20 protein-coding genes are annotated in these 20562 nt (G+C 73.7%); 11 read left to right on the top strand and 9 right to left on the bottom strand.

Translation table 11 applies throughout. From position 1 onward, the window contains the following. Nucleotide 1: 1 nt before the first annotated feature. Complete coding sequence (locus tag ACQ9ZG_RS08430; protein ID WP_258312457.1) at nt 2–325, bottom strand: hypothetical protein; 324 nt, start codon at nt 323–325, stop codon at nt 2–4. A 140-nt stretch (nt 326–465) separates the two neighbouring features. Then, nucleotides 466–1101, bottom strand: a complete 636-nt coding sequence (locus ACQ9ZG_RS08425) for a TetR family transcriptional regulator (RefSeq protein WP_109917435.1) — start codon at nt 1099–1101, stop codon at nt 466–468. 367 nt (nt 1102–1468) lie between these two features. Here ACQ9ZG_RS08425 and ACQ9ZG_RS08420 point away from each other — a divergent pair, with 367 nt between their 5' ends. The 3 genes from ACQ9ZG_RS08420 to ACQ9ZG_RS08410 all read left to right on the top strand — a co-directional run bounded on the left by ACQ9ZG_RS08420 (nt 1469) and on the right by ACQ9ZG_RS08410 (nt 4795). Continuing rightward, nucleotides 1469–2791, top strand: a complete 1323-nt coding sequence (locus tag ACQ9ZG_RS08420) for a glycosyltransferase family 4 protein (protein WP_499280209.1) — start codon at nt 1469–1471, stop codon at nt 2789–2791. Nucleotides 2792–2993: 202 nt separating this feature from the next. Continuing rightward, a complete protein-coding gene (locus ACQ9ZG_RS08415; protein ID WP_109917098.1) occupies nt 2994–3725 on the top strand; it encodes a class I SAM-dependent methyltransferase in 732 nt (243 codons plus the stop codon). Further along, a complete protein-coding gene (locus ACQ9ZG_RS08410; protein ID WP_109917097.1) occupies nt 3722–4795 on the top strand; it encodes a prenyltransferase/squalene oxidase repeat-containing protein in 1074 nt (357 codons plus the stop codon). The genes ACQ9ZG_RS08415 and ACQ9ZG_RS08410 overlap by 4 nt, the downstream gene beginning before the upstream one ends. Before the next feature lie 29 nt (nt 4796–4824). Here the strand turns inward: ACQ9ZG_RS08410 and ACQ9ZG_RS08405 are convergent, their stop codons facing one another. Then, entirely contained in the window at nt 4825–5118 is a 294-nt protein-coding gene (locus ACQ9ZG_RS08405) for a hypothetical protein (RefSeq protein WP_078562453.1), read from the bottom strand. A gap of 157 nt (nt 5119–5275) precedes the next feature. On the opposite strand from ACQ9ZG_RS08405, the gene ACQ9ZG_RS08400 reads away from it, so the two are divergent. After that, on the top strand, nt 5276–5860 hold the full coding sequence (locus ACQ9ZG_RS08400; RefSeq protein ID WP_109917096.1) for a hypothetical protein: 585 nt from the start codon (nt 5276–5278) through the stop codon (nt 5858–5860). 76 nt (nt 5861–5936) lie between these two features. Further along, complete coding sequence (locus ACQ9ZG_RS08395; RefSeq protein WP_499280208.1) at nt 5937–6716, top strand: maleylpyruvate isomerase family mycothiol-dependent enzyme; 780 nt, start codon at nt 5937–5939, stop codon at nt 6714–6716. Between the two features lie 70 nt (nt 6717–6786). Here ACQ9ZG_RS08395 and ACQ9ZG_RS08390 read toward each other — a convergent pair whose 3' ends face one another. From ACQ9ZG_RS08390 to ACQ9ZG_RS08365, 6 genes are all read right to left on the bottom strand, one after another. Beyond that, on the bottom strand, nt 6787–7797 hold the full coding sequence (locus ACQ9ZG_RS08390) for an LLM class F420-dependent oxidoreductase (protein WP_028415437.1): 1011 nt from the start codon (nt 7795–7797) through the stop codon (nt 6787–6789). A gap of 118 nt (nt 7798–7915) precedes the next feature. Then, on the bottom strand, nt 7916–8719 hold the full coding sequence (locus tag ACQ9ZG_RS08385; protein ID WP_028415438.1) for a DUF5336 domain-containing protein: 804 nt from the start codon (nt 8717–8719) through the stop codon (nt 7916–7918). A 269-nt stretch (nt 8720–8988) separates the two neighbouring features. After that, nucleotides 8989–9900 carry an N-acetylmuramoyl-L-alanine amidase gene (locus ACQ9ZG_RS08380; protein ID WP_499280207.1) on the bottom strand — a complete coding sequence of 304 codons (912 nt, stop codon included), beginning with the start codon at nt 9898–9900 and terminating at the stop codon, nt 8989–8991. A 205-nt stretch (nt 9901–10105) separates the two neighbouring features. Then, a complete protein-coding gene (locus ACQ9ZG_RS08375; RefSeq protein WP_375138260.1) occupies nt 10106–10693 on the bottom strand; it encodes a class I SAM-dependent methyltransferase in 588 nt (195 codons plus the stop codon). A 155-nt stretch (nt 10694–10848) separates the two neighbouring features. Next, a complete protein-coding gene (locus ACQ9ZG_RS08370; protein ID WP_499280206.1) occupies nt 10849–12192 on the bottom strand; it encodes an NAD(P)/FAD-dependent oxidoreductase in 1344 nt (447 codons plus the stop codon). Between the two features lie 16 nt (nt 12193–12208). Then, nucleotides 12209–12574, bottom strand: a complete 366-nt coding sequence (locus ACQ9ZG_RS08365; protein ID WP_109917547.1) for a hypothetical protein — start codon at nt 12572–12574, stop codon at nt 12209–12211. Nucleotides 12575–13142: 568 nt separating this feature from the next. On the opposite strand from ACQ9ZG_RS08365, the gene ACQ9ZG_RS08360 reads away from it, so the two are divergent. From ACQ9ZG_RS08360 to ACQ9ZG_RS08335, 6 genes are all read left to right on the top strand, one after another. Continuing rightward, nucleotides 13143–14372, top strand: a complete 1230-nt coding sequence (locus tag ACQ9ZG_RS08360; RefSeq protein WP_109917548.1) for an IS701 family transposase — start codon at nt 13143–13145, stop codon at nt 14370–14372. A gap of 299 nt (nt 14373–14671) precedes the next feature. Beyond that, the gene (locus tag ACQ9ZG_RS08355; protein ID WP_109914724.1) at nt 14672–15301 is read left to right on the top strand and encodes an NAD(P)H-dependent oxidoreductase; all 630 of its coding nucleotides are present in this window, start codon (nt 14672–14674) and stop codon (nt 15299–15301) included. A gap of 330 nt (nt 15302–15631) precedes the next feature. Further along, nucleotides 15632–16813, top strand: a complete 1182-nt coding sequence (locus ACQ9ZG_RS08350; RefSeq protein WP_499280205.1) for a 3-deoxy-7-phosphoheptulonate synthase — start codon at nt 15632–15634, stop codon at nt 16811–16813. Nucleotides 16814–16907: 94 nt separating this feature from the next. After that, the gene (locus tag ACQ9ZG_RS08345) at nt 16908–17678 is read left to right on the top strand and encodes a 2,3-dihydro-2,3-dihydroxybenzoate dehydrogenase (protein ID WP_028415446.1); all 771 of its coding nucleotides are present in this window, start codon (nt 16908–16910) and stop codon (nt 17676–17678) included. A 236-nt stretch (nt 17679–17914) separates the two neighbouring features. Beyond that, on the top strand, nt 17915–18538 hold the full coding sequence (locus ACQ9ZG_RS08340) for an isochorismatase family protein (RefSeq protein WP_028415447.1): 624 nt from the start codon (nt 17915–17917) through the stop codon (nt 18536–18538). Next, on the top strand, nt 18535–20490 hold the full coding sequence (locus tag ACQ9ZG_RS08335; protein ID WP_499280203.1) for an anthranilate synthase family protein: 1956 nt from the start codon (nt 18535–18537) through the stop codon (nt 20488–20490). Before ACQ9ZG_RS08340 ends, ACQ9ZG_RS08335 begins: the two co-directional genes overlap by 4 nt. Nucleotides 20491–20562: the final 72 nt, after the last annotated feature.

The raw sequence follows: 20562 nt of genomic DNA, 5'->3' as shown, positions 1-20562 counted from the left end.
CTCAGAGGCCCGGGGGCCGGGTGTGCGGCTCGGTCCGGCGGAGCGGCAGCACGTAGCCGAGGAGAAGGAGGAGCATCCCGCCGAGCAGCAGGGCGTTCCCGCCGTAGAAGCGGGCCTCCCACGAGGCGCCCGGCAGGACCTCGAAGTAGCCGAGGCTCTGCAGGAGGAGCGAGGCGCCGATGAGGAGGACGCCGACTCCGTGGAACCGGGGGCGGGTCACGTGACGGCGGGCCGTGGGCAGCACCCACCCCGTCCGGACCGTGACCGTGCCCAGCGCGATGGCCAGCACCCCCAGCAGCGCGTTCGCCGCCACTACCCATGCCATGGTGTCGCCCCGCTCCGAGGTGGAAGAGGACCGGGGCGCGTACGGCACCCCCGGCCCGAAGACGACTGCATTGTCGCCGGACCGGGGAAGGGGTGGCCAGGCGGGGTCGGTACCCGGGCTTCGAGGCAGGGGGCAGGCCCTCAGCTCCGCCCCGGCCTCGCCGTCAGGTCGATCAGACGGCAGACCGTCTCGATGTCGATCTTGACCTGGGCGATCGACGCCCGGCCCGACAGCCAGGTGATCAGCGCCGAGTGCCAGGTGTGCTCGATCACCCGGACCGCCGAGAGCTGCTCCGGCGTCGGGTGCTCCAGCCCCATCGCGTCCAGGATGATCGCCGTCGTGAGGCGGGAGACGGTGTCCACCTCCGGGCTCACGCTGCGGTCGGCGAAGGTCAGGGCGCGGACCATGGCGTCGGCCAGGTGCGGTTCGCGCTGGAGGGCGCGGAAGGCCCGCATCAGCGTCTCCGCGACCCGCCGGGCCGCGTCGTCCCCGGCCGGGGGGCGCTTGCGCAGCGTGGTGTGCAGGTGCTGGAGCTGGTCCTGCATGGTGGCGACCAGCAGATGGATCTTGGAGGGGAAGTAGCGGTAGAGGGTGCCGAGCGCGACCCCCGCCGCCTCCGCCACCTCCCGCATCTGCACCGCCTCGAAGCCGCCCCGGCTGGCGAGCTGGGCGCTGGCGTGCAGGATGCGGCGGCGACGGGCCTCCTGCCGCTCGGTCAACGGAGGCGCCGTGCGTTCCGTCGGCACAGGCACTGCCGGTCTGGCGTCCGCGGTCATGCTGTCCCCATCCGCGATCCGTGAGTGGTCGATCCGTGTATCGATCCGTAGGTGGTCGATCCGTGCATCATCTCTGATCCCGCGCCCCGGGATCTCCTGATCCCACGCCCCGGAACCGTCCGGACCGCGCCCCGGCGGCTCCGGTCCCCGTGTCGCCCGGGCGGACCGGAACGGACCGGGCGGGCGCGTCCGGGCGCGCACAGCATGCCAGGGCGTCCGTCGTGGCGCGAATCACCTGATCCGGCCGTCACACCGTCGCTACCTGCCGGTAGATTCGATGCACGTGGAACGGGCAAGTCTGGAACTTGTTCTAGATTAGCGCTACCGGTTACGCTCCGGCGAACACGCAGTCAGAAGGGGGCCGAGTGTGACCGCTGAGGCCATAGAGACGGGCCCCCGCACGGGCGACAGCAGTTCCTCCGCCGGGTCCGGCGACCGGCCGTTGCGCATCGCGCTCCTCACGTACAAGGGAAACCCGTTCTGCGGCGGCCAGGGCGTGTACGTACGCCACCTCGGCCGGGAGCTGGCCCGCCTCGGGCACAGCGTCGAGGTCATCGGCGCGCAGCCCTACCCGGTGCTCGACGAGGGCGTGCCGCTCACCGAGCTGCCGAGCCTGGACCTCTACCGGCAGCCGGACCCGTTCCGTACGCCGAAGCGGGGCGAGTACCGGGACTGGATCGACCTCGCCGAGGTCGCCACCATGTGGACCGGCGGCTTCCCCGAACCCCTCACCTTCAGCCTCCGCGCCCGCCGCCATCTCCTGGCCCGGCGCGGTGAGTTCGACGTCGTCCACGACAACCAGACCCTCGGCTACGGGCTCCTCGGCGACCTCGGGGCCCCGCTCGTGACGACGATCCACCACCCGATCACCGTGGACCGCCGGCTCGACCTCGCCGCCGCCACCAGCCGCCGCCGACGCGCCTCCGTACGCCGCTGGTACGCCTTCACCCGGATGCAGAAGCGGGTCGCCCGCAAACTGGACACCGTGCTCACCGTCTCCGGCTCCTCCCGCGACGAGATCGTCGAGGACCTCGGCGTACGCAACGATCGGATCAGCGTCGTCCACATCGGCGCCGACACCGAACTGTGGTCGCCCGACCCCTCCGTGGCCGAGGTGCCCGGCCGCATCGTCACCACCTCCAGCGCCGACGTCCCGCTCAAGGGCCTGGTCCACCTCGTCGACGCGCTCGCCAAGCTCCGCACGGAGAACCCCGACGCCCACCTCGTCGTCGTCGGCAAGCGCGCCGAGGACGGGCCGGTCGCCCGGGCCATCGAGCGGCACGGGCTGGCCGGCGCCGTCGAGTTCGTCAAGGGCATCAGCGACGCCGAACTGGTCGACCTGGTGCGCGGCGCGCAGGTCTCCTGTGTGCCCTCGCTGTACGAGGGGTTCTCGCTGCCCGCCGCCGAGGCCATGGCCACCGGCACCCCGCTCGTGGCCACCACCGGGGGCGCGATCCCCGAGGTCTCCGGCCGCGACGGGGAGACCTGCCTCGCCGTGCCCCCGGGGGACGCGGACGCGCTGGCCGGGGCGCTCGCCCGGCTGCTGGCCGATCCGGAGCTGCGTGCCCGGCTCGGCGCGGCGGGGCGCGAGCGGGTGCTCGCCAACTTCACCTGGGCCCGGGCGGCCGCCGGAACGGCCGAGCTGTACCGTCGGGCGATCGCCGCCCGCGGAGCCGGGGCCCGCCGGTGACTGCGCCGTCCTCACGGGTCACGGCGGCCCCGGACCCCGGTTTCCGTGACGCGGCGCCGGACCTCGGGCTCTGTGACGCGGCCCCGGACCCCGGTCTCCGCGACGCGGATCCCGGGACGTGGCCACGGACCCCGGTCCCGGCCCCCGTGACCCGTAACCCGCTTTTCTGAACCCGTACCTCCGACCTCGAAGGCAGGCCCTCGTGCTGACCGTCGACTTCACCCGCTTCCCGCTCGCCGCCGGCGACCGAGTGCTCGACCTGGGCTGCGGTGCCGGCCGGCACGCCTTCGAGTGTTACCGGCGCGGCGCGCAGGTCGTCGCCCTCGACCGGAACGCCGAGGAGATCCGCGAGGTCGCCAAGTGGTTCGCCGCGATGAAGGAGGCCGGGGAGGCGCCCGAGGGCGCCACCGCCACCGCGATGGAGGGCGACGCCCTCAACCTGCCCTTCCCCGACGACTCCTTCGACGTCGTGATCATCTCCGAGGTCATGGAGCACATCCCGGACGACAAGGGCGTCCTCGCCGAGATGGTCCGGGTCCTCAGGCCGGGCGGCCGGATCGCCGTCACCGTCCCGCGCTACGGCCCCGAGAAGATCTGCTGGACCCTCTCCGACGCCTACCACGAGGTGGAGGGCGGCCACATCCGCATCTACAAGGCCGACCAGCTCCTCGCCCGGATCCGCGAGGCCGGGCTCAAGCCGTACGGCACCCACCACGCGCACGCGCTGCACTCGCCGTACTGGTGGCTGAAGTGCGCCTTCGGCGTCGACAACGACAAGGCCCTGCCGGTGCGGGCGTACCACAAGCTGCTGGTCTGGGACATCATGAAGAAGCCGCTCGCCACCCGGGTCGCCGAGCAGCTGCTCAACCCGGTCGTCGGCAAGAGCTTCGTCGCGTACGCCACCAAGCCGCACCTTCCGAAGGCCGAGGCGTGAGCACTCCCGAACAGACCGAGCACCTGGTCCTTCCCGGTGTCCTGACCGCCGCCGAGGCCGCCGAGACGGTCCGGGCCCTGCTCGCCGTCCAGTGCGAGGACGGGGCGCTGCCCTGGTTCCGGGGCCACCACCTCGACCCGTGGGACCACACGGAGGCCGCGATGGCGCTGGACGCGGCCGGAGAGCACACGGCGGCGGAGCGCGCCTACGACTGGCTGGCCCGCCACCAGAACGGTGACGGCTCCTGGTACGCGGCCTACCACGACGGCGACCCGGAGCGGCCCACCGACCGCAGCCGCGAGACCAACTTCTGCGCGTACGTGGCCGTCGGCGTCTGGCACCACTACCTCGCCACCGGCGACGACGCGTTCGTCGACCGGATGTGGCCCACGGTCTACGCGGCGGTCGAGTTCGTGCTCCGGCTCCAGCAGCCCGGCGGGCAGATCGGCTGGAAGCGCGAGGCCGACGGCACCCCCGTGGACGACGCCCTGCTGACCGGCTCCTCCTCCATCCACCAGGCGCTGCGCTGTGCGCTCGCCATCGCGGAGCTGCGCGAAGAGCCGCAGCCCGACTGGGAGTTGGCGACCGGGGCGCTGGCGCACGCGATCCGCAAACACCCCGAGCGCTTCCTCGACAAGAACCGCTACTCGATGGACTGGTACTACCCGGTCCTCGGCGGTGCGATCACCGGCCCCGAGGCCACCGCCCGCATCCAGGAGGGCTGGGACCGCTTCGTCGTCCCCGGCCTCGGCGTGCGGTGCGTGCTCCCCAACCCCTGGGTCACCGGCGGCGAGAGCTGCGAACTGGCCCTGGCCCTCTGGGCGACGGGCGAGTCGGACCGGGCCCTGGAGATCCTCCAGTCCGTCCAGCACCTGCGCGCCGAGGGCGGGCTGTACTGGACGGGGTACGTCTTCGAGGGCAACAAGGCCTTCTGGCCCGAGGAGCTGACCACCTGGACGGCGGGCTCCCTGCTGCTCGCGGTGGCCGCGCTCGGAGGGGACGAGGCGACCACCGCGGTCTTCGGCGGCGAGCGGCTCCCGCTCGGCCTGGAACCGGACTGCTGCCGCTGAACTCCCCGGCCGGGGCCGGGGCCCGGCCGTCAGCGGCGCAGGCGGCCCGCCACCGCGTGGCCGATGAACAGGTAGACCACGGCCGCCAGACCGTAACCGGCGACGACCCGCGCCCAGGCCGCGTCGAACGTGAACAGGTCGTAGGACCAGCCCGCCAGCCAGGTGGCGGCGTCGTGCACCCACTGCACGAAGTCGTTGCCCCGGTTGGCGTCCAGCAGGTACATCAGGATCCAGAGAATGATGATGAAGGCCAGGATGTCGGCCACGACGGCGATGATCCTCGCCGCTGAACTGCTGCCTGAAGAACGGGTTCTGTAGGACATGGAGTCCTGGTTACCGCTTTACCCAGCGTGAAACCCGAACGGCGGTATCAGGTGGCGGGGCCCGGAGCGGCGGGCGACCCTGACCGGGAGTGGCGGGAGTTCGTCACTCACCGTGATGTGCCCCGCTCACCGCGATGTGCCGCGCCGGGAGGCCGCCGTGATCCGTTCCCTGCCGTTCCGCCGGTCGCTGGTGGCGCTGCTGCTGAGCTGTTCCGTCCTGGTGTCCGCGACCGCCTGCGGCGATTCGGGGTCCGACGGGGCGACGCGTACGGGGGCGAGCCCGTCGTCCTCCGTCCCGGCCCCCGCCTCCGTCTCTGCCTCGGCCACCGCCGAGCGGCAGCGCCTCGCCAAGACCCGGTTCGTCGCCAACGCCGGGCTCGCGGCCGGGGCCGCGTACCAGTGGATCGTGAAGCCGTACCGCGCGGGCACGTTCAAGAAGGGGGCCGAAGGGCGCACCTTCGCCCTCGTCAAGGCGGGGCTCGCGGGCGGGTTCGCGTACAACCGGCTCAAGGCGGCCGCGGAGAACGCCAAGGGGGACCCGCTGCTGTCCAAGGCCGTCGCCCCGCTGACCGCCGGGATCGAGTCCCTCCGGGGGATGGCCGCCAAGCTGCGCAACGGGGAGGCGGGCGAGGGGGACATCGGGGCCTTCGAGAGCGTCATCGACAGCATCAAGAACGCCGGGAAGAGCGCGGGTGCCGAGGTGACGGACAAGGTTCCGTCGACGTCGCAGCTGTCCGGCTGACCAGGGGCGGGACGCCGGGAGCGACCACCGCGGAAATCGGATGACCGGGATTTCCGCCGTGGTTAGGGTCTGCCGTATGACGCTTCTCTCCTACGACCGTTACTGTGACGAGATCCTGGTCCAGACCGACGCCCTCCGTGCCACGCTGAAGGGCGCGGACCTCGCCGCGACCGTCCCCTCCTGCCCCGACTGGACCCTGCGGCAGCTCGCCGTGCACGTCGGCGGCGCGCACCGCTGGGTCGGGGAGATCGTCCGGGGCCGGGCGGCCGAGGACGTGCCCGAGGAGAAGGTGCCGGGCTTCGAGGGGCCGGCCGCCGACGGCCCGCAGGCGCTGGACGCCTGGCTCGCGGAGGGGGCGGCCGCCACCGTCGCCGCGCTGCGGGAGGCGGGGCCGGACGCCGGGGTGTGGAGCTGGGCGTGGGAGCGGAACACGTCGTTCTGGGTGCGGCGCATGACGCACGAGACGGTGGTGCACCGGGCGGACGCGGCGCTCGCCGCGCGGGTCCCGTACACGGTCGGTGCCGACGTGGCCGCCGACACCATCGAGGAGTGGCTGCGGATCGTCTCCTTCGTGCAGCAGGAAGGAGACCCGGAGGCGGCGGAACTGCGCGGCGGCGACCGCTCGTTGCACCTGCACGCCACCGACGTACCCGGCGCGGAGTGGCTCATCGAGCTGGGCGAGGAGCGCTTCACCTGGCGCCACGACCACGCGAAGGCGACGGTCGCCCTCCGTGGCTCCCTCACCGACCTGATGCTCGTCTTCAACCGCCGTCTGGCGCCGACGAGCGACCGGGTCGAGGTGCTCGGCGACGCGGAGCTGCTGGACTTCTGGCTGGACCGTTCGTCGTTCGGGTGAGCCGGTCCCGATCCGTGCCGGAGGCCCAGGGCCTGTCGTCAAACTGCCGCCTGCCGTGCGACGACAGGTCCTAGGTGTTCAGCTCCGCCAGGACCCGCAGCGTGTGCGGGTCCGGGGCGGTGAGCAGGAGGTCGGTCACCGGGCCCTTGCGCCACTCCGCCAGTTTCTCGGCTATGCGGGCGCGCGGGCCGACCAGGGAGATCTCGTCCGCGAAGGCGTCCGGTACGGCCCCGATCGCCTCCTCCTTGCGGCCCTGGAGGAACAGGTGCTGGATGCGGCGGGCCTCCTCCTCGAACCCCATGCGGGCCATCAGGTCCGCGTGGAAGTTGCGGGCCGCGTGGCCCATGCCGCCGATGTAGAAGCCCAGCATCGCCTTGACCGGCAGCAGCCCCTCCGCCACGTCGTCGCAGACCTGGGCGCGGGCCATCGGGGCGATCATGAAGCCCTCGCGGAGGCCGGTGAGGGAGGCCGCGTAGACGTCCGTGCGGTACGGGGACCAGTACAGGGGGAGCCAGCCGTCCGCGATCTCGACCGTCTGCGCGATGTTCTTCGGGCCCTCCGCGCCCAGCAGGACCGGAAGCGCCGGCCGCAGCGGGTGGGTGATCGGCTTCAGCGGCCTGCCGAGGCCGGTGGCGTCCGGGCCGGTGTACGGGAGGGGGTGGAAGCGGCCCGCCACCTCCACCGGGGCCTCCCGGGCCAGCACTCGGCGGATCACCTCGACGTACTCGCGGGTCGCGGTCAGGGGGCTCTTCGGGAACGGGCGCCCGTACCACCCCTCCACCACCTGCGGCCCGGACAGGCCGAGGCCCAGCAGCAGCCGGCCGCCCGAGAGGTGGTCCAGGGTGAGGGCGTGCATGGCCGTCGCCGTCGGCGTACGGGCCGCCATCTGCGCGATCCCCGTCCCCAGCCCGATCCGGGAGGTGTGGGCGGCGATCCAGGTCAGCGGCGTGAAGGCGTCCGAGCCCCACGCCTCCGCCGTCCAGACCGAACCGTAGCCGAGCCGCTCCGCCTCCCGGGCCAGGGCGAGATGGTCGGGGTTCGGGCCGCGGCCCCAGTAGCCCAGTGCCAGTCCCAGCCGCATTCCGTTACCTCCGGCCGTAGATGACGATCCGTCAGGTGCTGAGGGTGCTCGGTGGACTGTACGGCAGCGGCCCCCCACCCGGAAGGGTGAGGGGCCGCGGTGCGGTGCCCGGAGGGGGTCAGCCGCGCTGGATGCCCGTGGTGTCCTGGAGCACCCCGCGACGGCCGTCCTGCGTCTGGGCGATGAGGCCCTGACCGCGCTGCTCGACCGCCAGGTACCAGGTGCCCGGCGCCAGCTCGGCGATCGGGTTCGGGGCGCCGTCCTCGCCGTACAGCGGACGGGCCACCGGGACGGCGAACCAGAACGGGGTGAAGTCGCCCGCCGGGGCCGCGCCGCCCTGCGGGGCGGACTGCTGGGCCTGGGCCGCCTGCGTGGGGTCCGGCTGACCGGGCTGGCCGCCGGCCGGGGCGCCGGGGTAGCCGTAGCCCTGGCTCGGCTGGCCGCCGTAGGGCTGCTGCTGGCCGCCGGGGTAGCCGTACCCCTGGCCGGGCTGGCCACCGTACGGCGGCTGCACGGCCTGCGGCTTGGGGGCGCCGACCAGCGGGGCCTTGAGCGCGGGGACCAGCGGACCGGCGATGGCACCCGCGGCGAGCACGATGGCCGCCAGCAGGCCCAGGATCAGGCCGGCGCCCGCGTTGTTGACATCGATGATCGTCCAGAACGCGGTCCACAGCGCGAAGACGGTGAACGCGGCCCCGAACTGGCCCAGGTCGAGCCCCGCGACCTTGCGGCCCGGCATCATCCGGCTGACGACCAGCAGCGCCGCGCCGATGATGCCGGCGAGGTAGACGCTCATCAGGAGCCCGAGGGAGTCCCAGGCGCTCGTGTTGAAGCGGGAGCAGTCCACGCCGGACGGGCAGTCGTAGTTGGCAAGGTTGAGGAAGGAGGCGATGAACAGCACCACCGCTGCTCCGATCACCACGCCGTCGCCTCGAGTGAGGGAGCGGATATTCACGTGAAGGTCCTTAGTCGGTCGTCTCGTCGGGGCGGTCGTCGCTGCCGCCTGATCGGCGGGCGCGGCGTGAAGCTCGGGGGTGGCTCCCCATCGTACGGATGAATCTATCGTCTGACCGGGCGGGTTGCCCCTGTGCCCGGTTCTTGGTCAGTTATCCCCCCGATCTCCCCGCGCCCCTCCCGCAGGCTCATCCCCCGGTAGGGCAGCCCCCGGTGGGGTGGTTCGCGGCGTCGGACCTACCCCTTGAGGTAGGCCGCGATGCCGTCCGCCATGCCCTGGGCCGCCTTCTGCCGCCAGCCCGGGTCGGTCAGCAGGGCGGCGTCCTCCGGGTCACGCATGTTGCCGCATTCCACGAAGACTTTGGGCACGGTCGACAGATTCAGTCCGCCGAGATCGCCGCGGGTGTCCAGCCCGGTGCCGCCGCCGATGTAGTTGGAGGGCGCGCTTCCGGTCGCCTTGACGAAGTGTCCGGCGATCCGGGCCCCGAGGTCGGCCGAACTCTTCACGATCTTCGAGGTGTCCGCCCCGCCGCCCTTCACCGCCGCGGGCAGGATGACGTGGAAGCCCCGGTTGCCCACCGCCGAGCCGTCCGCGTGCACCGAGACCACCGCGTCCGCCTCCGCCTCGTTGCCGGTCCGGGCCCGCTCGTCGATGCAGGGCCCGAACGGCCGGTCGTCGTCGTGCGTCAGCACGACCCGGGCCCCCTGCGCCCGGAGCACATCGCGCAGCCGGTGCGACACGTCGAGGGTGAACCGGGCCTCCGCGTAACCGGCGTCCGTGGCCGTACCGGTCGTGTCGCACTCCTTGCGGCCCGTGCCGATGTCGACCTGCTGGCTGATCTCCTCGGTGTGCTCCCGGTTGCGCGGGTTGTGGCCCGGGTCGATCACCACGGTCCGGCCGGTCAGGGGGCCCTGGGGGAGCGGGGCGGTGGGCGTCGCTCCGGAGGGCCGCGGCTCCGCGGGGGTCGTGGACGGGGACGCGGTGGCCTCCGCTTCCGGGCCGGGTTTCGCCGCGCCGGTGTCCGTCCCGGCCGGGTCCTGGGCGCCGCCGCAGCCGGCGACCGCCGTCAGGCAGAGCGCGGCCAGCGCGGCGGCCACGAGGAGCGGCCGGGCACGGCGGGTGGGGGGAACGCTGTCGTCGTACGGCACGCGGCGATGCTATCCGTACGCGTACGGGGGCGGCCGGTTTCCGTACGCGTACGGTCCGGTCGCCCGGATACCCGGCCCCGGGCGCCCGCAGGCCCCCGGAGGCTGGGCTTGCGGATGCCCGCGCGCCCCCGGAGGTTCGGCCTCCGGGCGCCCGCAGGCCCGCTCCTGTACGCGTACGGCGGGCCCGGCCGTACGCGCGTCCGGCTCAGATCCCCGCGCCCGTGCGGCGCAGCACCCGCAGCGAGTCCGTCACCGACACCTCCGTGAACGCCCCCGAGGCGAGGGCCCGCAGATACACCCGGTACGGGGCCTGCCCGCCGTCGGCCGGGTCGGGGAAGACGTCGTGGATCACCAGGAGGCCGCCCTCGGCGACATGCGGGGCCCACCCCTCGTAGTCGCCGTTCGCGTGCTCGTCGGTGTGTCCGCCGTCGATGAAGACCAGCCCCAGCGGCCCGGCCCAGACCGCGGCCACCTGCGGGGAGCGGCCGACCAGCGCCACCACGTGCTCCTCCAGCCCCGCCCGGTGCAGGGTGCGGCGGAACGTCGGCAGGGTGTCCATCAGCCCGACCTCGGGGTCCACCACTGTCGGGTCGTGGTAATCCCACCCCGGCTGCTGCTCCTCGCTGCCCCGGTGGTGGTCCACCGTGAGGGCGCTCACCCCGGCGCTCCGGGCCGCGTCGGCCAGCAGGACCGTGGAGCGCCCGCAGTACGTGCCCACCTCCAGCAGGGGCAGCCCCAGGGCACCGGCCTCGGTGGCGGCCCCGTACAGGGCGAGCCCCTCGTGGACCGGCATGAAGCCCTTGGCGGCCTCGAACGCGGCGAGCACATCCGGGGACGGGGAGGGGGACGGGGAGGGGACGGCGGTCACGGGGTTCCTCCAGGCGGGCGGGCTGACGGCGCCGCTCCATCGTGCCGCACGGCCTCTCCGGCGCTCCCGCCGGGGCCCGGCTACACCGGGTTCGACCTGCGGGTACGCAGCCGGTGGTCGGCCTGGCGCAGCAGCTCGGGCCCATCGTCCAGCGGCGGGTAGATCCACTGTTCGGTGACGGCCCGCTTGTACTTCTTGGCCTCGTCCCCGGTCAGCTGCACGGCCCGCTCCCAGCCGGTGGCGTAGAGGCCGCCCGCGTCACCGAGGTCGAGGCAGATGACGTACGGACCGGGCGCGAACGGCTCGGGCTCGACACCGAGCAGCCCGGCCGCCGCGTTGCGGCCCGCGAGCTTGCCCAGCGGGATCGCGTACTGGCAGCTGAAGACCGTGCGGTGACCGTGCCCGGTGGGGGCGGTGGCCGCGTCGCCCGCCGCCCAGACCCCGGGGACCCCGGTGACCTGGAGGAACGCGTCGACCTCCAGCCGCCCCGCCTCGTCGTGGCGGCCCGGGACCAGCCCGGCCGGTTCGGCGGCCCGCACCCCGGCGGTCCACACGGCGGTCCGGGCCGGGAGCCGGGAGCCGTCGGACAGGGTGACCCCACCGGCCTCCACCGAGGTCACGGTGACGCCCGGCCGGGTCTCGATGCCGAGCTCCTCCAGGGCGCGGGCGATCACCGGCGCGGCGGGCGCGCCCAGGGAGGCGCCGACGGTGGCGGCCCGCTCGACCAGGACGACGCGGACCCGGTCGGCGGCGCCGTGCGGGGCGGCGATCGTCCGGAGTCGGCGCACCAGTTCGGTGGCGACCTCCAGGCCCGTCGGGCCGCTGCCGACCACCACGGCGGTCCAACGGGCGGTGGCGGCCGTCGGGGTGCCCTCGGGCCGGTCCTTCGGGAGGCCGTTCCGGAGGACCTGCGGCAGGTCCTGTGGCGGGTCCTCCGGGAGGTCCGGCAGGGCGTGCAGATGGGCGTCGAGCGCGGTGGCGCCCGCCAGGGTGTCGACGTCGTGGAGGTCTCCGGCGCCCGGGATCTCCGGGCGTACGAGACGGCTGCCGGTGGCCAGGACGAGCCGGTCGTAGACGATCTCCCGCGCCTCGCCCGTACGGTCGACGGCGGTCAGGGTACGCCGGGCGGTGTCGATCGCGGTGACGGCGGCGGCGGTACGGCGGACCCCGGCCGGGGCCAGGATCCGGTCCAGCGGCACCCGCATGGTGTGGGGCTCCGCCTCGTACAGCCGGGGACGCATCACCAGGTCGTCCTCAGGGGTCACCAGCCGGACGGTGTGCTCCGGGCCGGCCGCCCCGGTCGTGCCGCCGGTCTCCTCCGCGCCCCCCGGAACACCCCCGCGCACCTCCTTCAGCAGGCGGGCGGCGGCCGCCGCGGCCCACACCCCGGCGAAGCCTCCGCCCACCACCACGATCTCCGACATCTGCTCTTCCCCCTTCTCAACGGCACCCGGCGACCCGGTCCAGCACGGCGCGGACATCTGCCATGAGCACTCTGTCGGACAGCTCCGGCTCGTCCACCACCGGGGCCAAGGATGCCAACAGGCCTGCCAGACGGCCGTCGTTGGCCCGGGTGAGTGCCATCGAACCCTCCCAGAGGACGCCGCGGATCCGCTGCCCGGTCAGCGCGCCGTCGCCCGCGGCGGAGGTCAGCAGGCGCTCCGCGATGCGCGACTCCAGCTCCGTCGGCGTCCAGCGGGCGGTGGCCAGGTCCCGGGCCAGCTCGGCGGTGAGGTTCCTGAGGCGCGCTACGGACGCCGGTTCCCACAGGCGGTGTGCCGGGGCGGGGTGCGTCGGCCGGGTCACGGGGCGGGTCCTCTCGGGTCGGTGGTACGGGGCCCCAGGTTCGGCCACCCGGGCCAAGGAACGGTCAGGGCACGGTCAAGGGCCGGTCGTCGGCCGCCCGGGCACCGGGCCGGTCGCCGCCGCGCCCGCCATGAGCCGAGGTGACGGACCGGGGGCGCGAAGTGACGGACCCGGCGGAATCGGCCTCCGCGGCCGGGGCGCACACCGCCGCGCGGACGAGAATCCCGCACACGCCTGCCGCCCGCACGTGGGGCGCGCGCCGTCGGCCTGCGGATGGCTCCGCCCGGCGGGGACCACGGGCGCGTCCGGCGATTATGATCAAGGCACGTGCCTCGGCATATGCCGGTCTGGCGGACAACAATCTTCGCCGGAAGGCGCGAAGATCACCGTCTCCGCGCGTGGACGCCTCCGCCACCAGCGCCTTTGCCAGCCATTGGCTGACCCTTGTCCAGCCCGTGTGAGCCTCCGTGCCGCAGGGAGTGGCTGGATCGTGACTCCGGCTCCCTTCCTGCGGCAGTACACCGCCAGGGGCTCACAAGAGACCGCAAACCGGTCGGGGGGACCACGCATGACGAGCACGATCCCGCAGTTCGATCACGCCGTTCACGCCACCACAGACCGCCTCAGGCCGGTCATGGCCGGCTTCCGGCCGTACGAAAGGGCTCACGACGGGCTTCTCTCGGCGCTGGGGGCGGAGCTGTTCGCCTCGATGCCCCGCCGGGATCAGCGGACCAAGGGCATGGCCTACCTGCAGGGACTGCTGGAGGCCGAGGGACGCAAGTCGATACGCAACATCGCCGCGCTCTTCGGCGGCGACGCCACCGAGCAGAGCCTGCACCACTTCATCGTCAGCTCCACCTGGGACTGGACGCCGGTGCGCCGGGCGCTCGCCCAGTACGTGGAGCGGGTCACGCAGCCGCAGGCGTACGTGGTGCGCCCGTTGATCATCCGCCGGGCGGGGGAGACCTCCGTCGGGGTGGAGCGGCGCTTCGTACCGGCGCTCGGGCAGGTGGTCAACGCCCAGCAGGCGGTGGGTGTATGGGCGGTCGCGCCGGACTGGAGCAGCCCGCTGAACTGGCGGCTCCAGCTCTCGCCCCGGTGGCTGGCCGACCGGCGCCACCGCCGGCAGACCGACATCCCCGACAGCGAGGTGCCCGAGAGCCTCGACCAGTGCTCGGTCAAGGCGTACCAGGAGCTGATCAAGAAGTCGCGGCTGCCGATCCGGCCCGTGGTGATGGACGCCCAGGAGACCGACGTGGCCGCGGTGGTGGGGCGGCTGCGCGCCGCCGACACCCCGATGCTGCTGCGGATCGACGGCACCCAGCGGCTGACGGTGGAGGAACCGGCGTTCCCGCGCCGGGGCGTCAGCATGACGGCCCAGCAGATCATGTCGCTCGTCTGGCACATGCGGCGGCCGGGACGGCGGCCCGGTGAGGGGCCCGTGCCCCCCGGCCCGGTGGTCGCCGTCCGGGTGACCCTCTCCCACGCCGCCCGCCGCGAGGGGCGGCCCGACAGCAGCCTGGTGCTGATGGGGGTGGCCGAGCACGGCCACTGGCCCGCGGAGCTGTGGCTCACCGACCTGACCACGTCGAGCGTCGGTGAACTGCTCCAACTGGCCTCCTACGCACGCCGGGTGGAGCGGGACACCGAGGAGGTCGCCGACCGGGTCGGCATCCGGGACTTCTCCGGCCGCTCGTTCGCCGGCTGGCACCGCCACACCACGCTCGCCTCGGCCGCCCACGCCATCGCGATGCTGAGCGACCGCGCGGAACCGCGGCTGCTGACCGGAACCGGCTGACCCGCCGGCCGGACCGGCCGGGCCGACCGGCCGATCCGCACGGCCGCCCGGTGGCGGCGGGGCGCCGCAGCCCGCGCGAGGAGCGCGGACGGTAGCAGCGCCCCCCGGATCCGCCGGTCCCCTGAGAGCCCTTCCGTCAGGTCGGAACCCCGTGTCCGGGCGGACCTGACGGACTTGGGAGACGGACCTGACGGACTGGACCGGCCAGTTGACGGATGGGCCCGGAGGGCGTTGGCCGGGTCCGGGGCCGGGACACAGGATTCAGGCCTACCGAGCCGATCGCCGAGGAGCCGCAGGACATGACCAAAGTAGCCGTCATCTACTACTCGTCCCAGGGGAACGTCCACAAGCTCGCCGTCGCGGCCGCCGAAGCCGCCGAGAAGGCGGGCGCCGAGGTGCGGCTGCGCAGGACCGCCGAGCTGTCCACCGAGACCGTCGTCCCCGGCAACGACGCCTGGAACAAGGCGTGGGCCGAGCACCTGGAGGCCGTCCAGGACATCCCCGAGGCCGCCGTCGAGGACCTGGAGTGGGCGGACGCCGTCCTCTGGGGGACGCCCGGCCGCTACGGACTGCCGGCCGCCTCGCTCAAGCACTTCATCGACCAGACCCTGCCGCTGCACATGCGGCGCGGGCTCGTGAACAAGGTGATGTCGTCCTTCACCTCCACCGCGACCCTGCACGGCGGTCAGGAGAGCACGCTCCTGGCCCTCAACAACGCGTTCTACCACTGGGGCGCGATCATCGTCCCGCCCGGCGTGGCCGACGCGATCCAGCTGGCCCCGACCAACGGCAACCCGTACGGCGTCAGCAGCGTCTCGCGCAACGAGGCGGGCAACGTCGACGACGACAACCTGGCGGCCATCGAGTACCAGGCGCGCCGCACCGTGGAGATCACCGAGGCACTCCAGCGGGGACTGCGCACGGCCTGATCCGGCGCGTGCGCCGGGGCCGTCACCCGTGGGCACCCCGGGGAACGGGCTCCGTACGGGCCGGGAAGCAGGCCCCGTGAAGCCCCGGCGCGCGGGCCGTCGGCCCCGAGGCCGCCCGGCCCGTCGCGCGAGACGCCGCTGACGCCGTACCGGACCGAGCCGGGCTCGCGGGTCCGGCCCGATCCGAACGGAAGCCCCCGGTCGTACGGCCCCGACCGCGTCCCGCCGTCCTGCCCGCCCCTCCCGGGCGCGGCCGGGCGGCCGCAGGTCCCCTTCCTCTCGCACGGCGTGCCCCGCACGGCCGGCCGTGCCCGTCTTCCCGGAGGCACCGTGGAGAACGCCCTGCTCGACGTCCACCCGCCCGCCCTGCACCAGCCGCAGTGGGAGGACCCTTCCCAGGTCGACCGGATCCGCAAGGAACTGGCCGCCCGCTCCCCGCTGGTGAGCGGCGCCGACGTGCACCGGCTCCGGGCGCTGCTGGCCCGGGTGGCGGCGGGCGAGGCCCAGGTGATCCAGGCCGGTGACTGCGCCGAGGACCCGGCCGAGTGCACCCCCGGCCACGTCGCCCGCAAGGCCGCCGTGCTGGATCTGCTGGCCGGGGCGCTGCGGCTGGTCACCCGGCGGCCCGTGCTGCGGGTGGGCCGGATCGCCGGGCAGTACGCCAAGCCGCGCTCGAACCCCACCGAATGGATCGACGGCGTCGAACTGCCCGTCTTCCGGGGGCACTTGGTGAACGGTCCCGAGGCGGACCCGGAGAGCAGGCGGGCCGACGCACTCCGGCTGCTCACCGGCTACATGTCCGCCCGCGACACGATGACCCACCTGGGCTGGGAGTCCACCGGCTCCACCCGCTCCGGCATCGACCCGCCGGTCTGGACGAGCCACGAGGCGCTGCTGATGGACTACGAGGTCCCTCTGCTCCGCCGCGACGAGGCCGGCCGGCTGCTGCTGGGCTCCACCCACTGGCCGTGGATCGGGGAGCGCACCCGCCAGGTCGACGGCGCCCATGTGGCGCTGCTCGCCGAGGTGGCCAACCCGGTCTCCAGCAAGGTGGGGCCGGCCATGACCCCCGACGAACTGCTCGCCCTGTGCGAGCGGCTCGACCCGGACCGCGAGCCGGGCCGGCTCACCCTGATCGCCCGGATGGGCGCGGACCGGGTCGCCGAGGCCCTGCCGCCCCTGGTGACGGCGGTCCGGGAAGCGGGACACCCGGTGATCTGGCTGACCGACCCGATGCACGGCAACACCGTCAAGCTCGCCGGCGGTCTGAAGACCCGGTTCGTGGAGACCGTCCGGCGCGAGGTCGTCGCCTTCCAGCACGCGGTGCGGGGCGCGGGCGGCGTCGCCGGGGGCCTCCACCTGGAGACCACCCCGGACGCGGTCACCGAGTGCGTCACGGACGCCTCGGACGCCTCGGACGCCGAGGGGCCCGGCTCGCTCTACACCACGTTCTGCGACCCCCGGCTCAACCCGGAGCAGGCGCTCTCCGTCGTCGCCGCCTGGAGCCGGTGACCGCCGCCCCCCCCACGTACCGGAGTACCTCACGCACCGCCCCGTACCACCGCACGGACCGCCCGCACCCGCACGGATGGAGGCTCGGCAAGACATGGACAACACCATCGCCCTGGTGACCGGAGCGGCCGGAGGCATCGGCAGCGCCGTCGTCCAGGCCCTGGCGGAACGCGGAGCCTCGGTGGCCGCCGTCGACCGCGACGCGGAGGCGCTCGACCGGGTCGCCGGTGAGCTGACCGCGAAGGGCCTACGGGTCACCGCGTACCCCGCGGACATCACCCGCGCCGACGACGTGGAGCGCACCGTGGCGGCGGTCGAGAGCGGTCTCGGCCCCGTCGACCACCTGGTCAACGGGGCGGGCGTCCTGCGGCTCGGCGGGGCCGTCGAGCTGAGCGACGACGACTGGAACACCACGTTCGCCGTCAACACCGGCGGGGTCTTCCACGTCTCGCGCGCCGTCGTCCGCCGGATGAAGGAGCGCCGCCGCGGCAACGTCGTCACCATCGCCTCCAACGCCGCCGGCACCCCCCGTACCGGGATGGCCGCCTACGCCGCCTCCAAGGCCGCCGCCGCGATGTTCACCAGGAGCCTCGGGCTGGAGGTGGCCCGGCTCGGCATCCGCTGCAACGTCGTCGCCCCCGGCTCCACCGACACGCCCATGCTCACCTCCATGTGGAGCGACCCCTCGGGGCGCGAGCGGACGATCGCGGGCCTGCCGGAGGCCTTCAAGGTGGGCATCCCGCTGGCCCGGATCGCCCAGCCCGCCGACATCGCGGACGCGGTGGTCTTCCTGCTCTCCGACAGCGCGGCGCACATCACGTTGGAGACCCTCACCGTCGACGGCGGCGCCACCCTCGGCAACTGACCGCGCCCCCACCCACCGGACCCGCGGACCAGCGCAAGGACCACCCGCGCAAGGACCACCGGCGCAAGGACCACCCGCGTCAGGACCACCGGCGCAAGGACCACCCGCGTACGGACCACCCGCGTACGGACCGGACAGCGCAAGGACCACCCGCCTAAGGACCAGAGAGCGCAAAGACCAGACAGCGCAAGGACCAGACCCGCGCAGGGAACAGACCAGCGCAAGGAGAGGACACCATGGCCGGTATACCCGCCATCGAGCCGTACCCGATGCCGACGGCAGGGGACCTGCCCACCAGCACCGCCCCCTGGACCGTCGACCCGGACCGCGCCGTGCTGCTCGTCCACGACATGCAGCGCTACTTCCTGGCCCCGCTGCCCGACCCCCTGATGGGCCAGCTCGTCTCCAACGCCGAGCTGGTGCGCGAGCGGTGCGTGGAGCTGGGCGTCCCGGTGGCGTACACCGCCCAGCCCGGCGACATGACGGCCGAACAGCGGGGGCTGCTCAAGGACTTCTGGGGTCCGGGCATGAACGCCACCCCCGCCCAGCGGGAGGTCATCGGCCCGGTGGCACCCCGGCCGGGCGACTGGATGCTCACCAAGTGGCGCTACAGCGCGTTCTTCCGCACCGACCTGCTCGACCGCATGCGGGCCGCCGGCCGGGACCAGCTGGTCATCTGCGGTGTGTACGCGCACATCGGCATCCTGGCCACCGCCGTCGAGTCGTTCAGCAACGACATCGAGACCTTCCTCCTGGCGGACACGACCGCGGACTTCTCCCAGGACGACCACCGGATGACCCTGGAGTACGCCGCCAGGCGCTGTGCCGTGGTCACCACGGCCAAGGAGACCTTCGCATGACCGGCCCCGGCGGCGCCCCGCGCGCCCGCGACCTGCTGGCCGAGGTCCTCTCGCCGCGGCCCCGGCCGTTCGCCCTGCTGTACCGGCCCGAGGCCGGGGGCCCCGGGGTGCTGGACGTGCTGGTCGGTGAGGTCACCACCCCCGCCCGCCTCGCCGACGTCCCGCTGTCGGACGACGGCCGGGACCCGCACGGGCCGCCGGCCGAGGCCGGGGCGTCCCGGCACGAGACGCTGGTGGTGATGCCGTACCGGCAGATCACCGAGCGCGGCTTCGACGCCCCCGACGACGGCGCCCCGCTGATCGCCCTCACCGTCCTCGACCAGCAGACCGTGCCGCTCGCGGAGGCCGTCTCCCGCATCGGGGACCTCCCGATCCGGCTGGAGGGCGGCCGGTTCGACCTGGACGACGCGGAGTACGCCGACATCGTGCGCCGCGTCATCACCGACGAGATCGGCCAGGGGGCCGGCGCCAACTTCGTCGTCAAACGGTCGTTCGCCACCCGCATCACCGACTACCACCCGCGCAGCGCGCTCACCCTCTTCCGCCGGCTGCTGGAGCAGGAGACGGGCGGCTACTGGACGTTCGCCGTCCACACCGGGGACCGCACGTTCGTCGGCGCCACCCCCGAGCGGCACATCAGCGTCCGCGCTGGCACGGCCGTGATGAACCCCATCAGCGGCACCTACCGCTACCCCGGCACCGGCCCGACCCTGCCGGAGGTCATGGACTTCCTCGCGGACAGCAAGGAGGCCGACGAGCTGTACATGGTCGTCGACGAAGAGCTGAAGATGATGTCCCGGATCTGCGACGGCGGGGTCCGGGTCACCGGCCCGTACCTCAAGGAGATGGCCCGGCTCGCCCACACCGAGTACTTCATCGAGGGCTCCACCACGCGCGACCCCCGCGAGATCCTGCGCGAGACCATGTTCGCCCCGACCGTCACCGGCAGCCCGCTGGAGAGCGCGGCCCGGGTGATCAGCCGGTACGAGCCCGGCGGGCGCGGCTACTACAGCGGGGTCCTCGCCCTCGTGGGACGGGACCGGCACGGCGCCCGCGAAATCGACTCGGCCATCCTCATCCGCACCGCCGACATCGACGCCACGGGCACCGTGAACATCGGCGTGGGCGCCACGCTGGTGCGCCACTCCGACCCGGAGTCCGAGGTCGCCGAGACCCGGGCCAAGGCGTCGGGGCTGCTCGCCGCGTTGCGTACGGGCCGGAGCGGCCGGTTCGCCGACCACCCCGACGTACGGTCGGCGCTGGCCCGGCGCAACGACGGCATCGCCGGGTTCTGGCTGGCGGAGGAGACCGAGCGCTCCCGCCCGCAGCCCGCGCTGTCGGGCCGGCGGGTGCTCGTGGTGGACGCCGAGGACACCTTCACCTCCATGATCGGCCACCAACTGCGCTCCATGGGCCTGGACGTGACGGTGCACCGCTTCGACGAGCCGTACTCCTTCGACGGGCACGACCTGGTCGTCATGGGCCCCGGCCCCGGCGACCCGCGCGACACCGCGCACCCCAAGATCGCCCATCTGCGCGGCGCGGTCCGCCGACTGCTCGCGGAGCGGCGGCCGTTCCTCGCCGTCTGCCTCAGCCACCAGGTGCTGTCGCAGGAGCTGGGCCTCCCGGTCGTCCGCCGCGCGGTCCCCAACCAGGGCACCCAGAAGGAGATCGACCTCTTCGGCTCGGTGGAGCGGGTCGGCTTCTACAACACCTTCGCCGCCCGCAGCACCGACGCGAAGAAGGAGTGCCCGGACGTCGGGACCGTCGAGGTGAGCCGCGACCCGGCGAGCGGGGAGGTCCACGCCCTGCGCGGCCCGCACTTCGCCTCCGTCCAGTTCCACCCCGAATCGGTCCTCACCCAGGACGGCGTCCGGATCACCGGCTCGCTGCTGGCCGGATTCCTGGGCGACGGGGACCTGACCCGGAGAGAACCCTCCGCGGCCCTGTGACGGACCGGGCCGCGTCCCGACGCCCCCGTCCGCCCGCGCTCCCGGCAGCGCCGGCCTCGTACACCACCCCCG

The organism is Streptomyces araujoniae, assembly GCF_050871195.1.
In the GTDB taxonomy this organism is placed as follows: Bacteria; Actinomycetota; Actinomycetes; order Streptomycetales; family Streptomycetaceae; genus Streptomyces; species Streptomyces bacillaris.
This window is presented reverse-complemented; position numbering and strand designations above follow the sequence as displayed.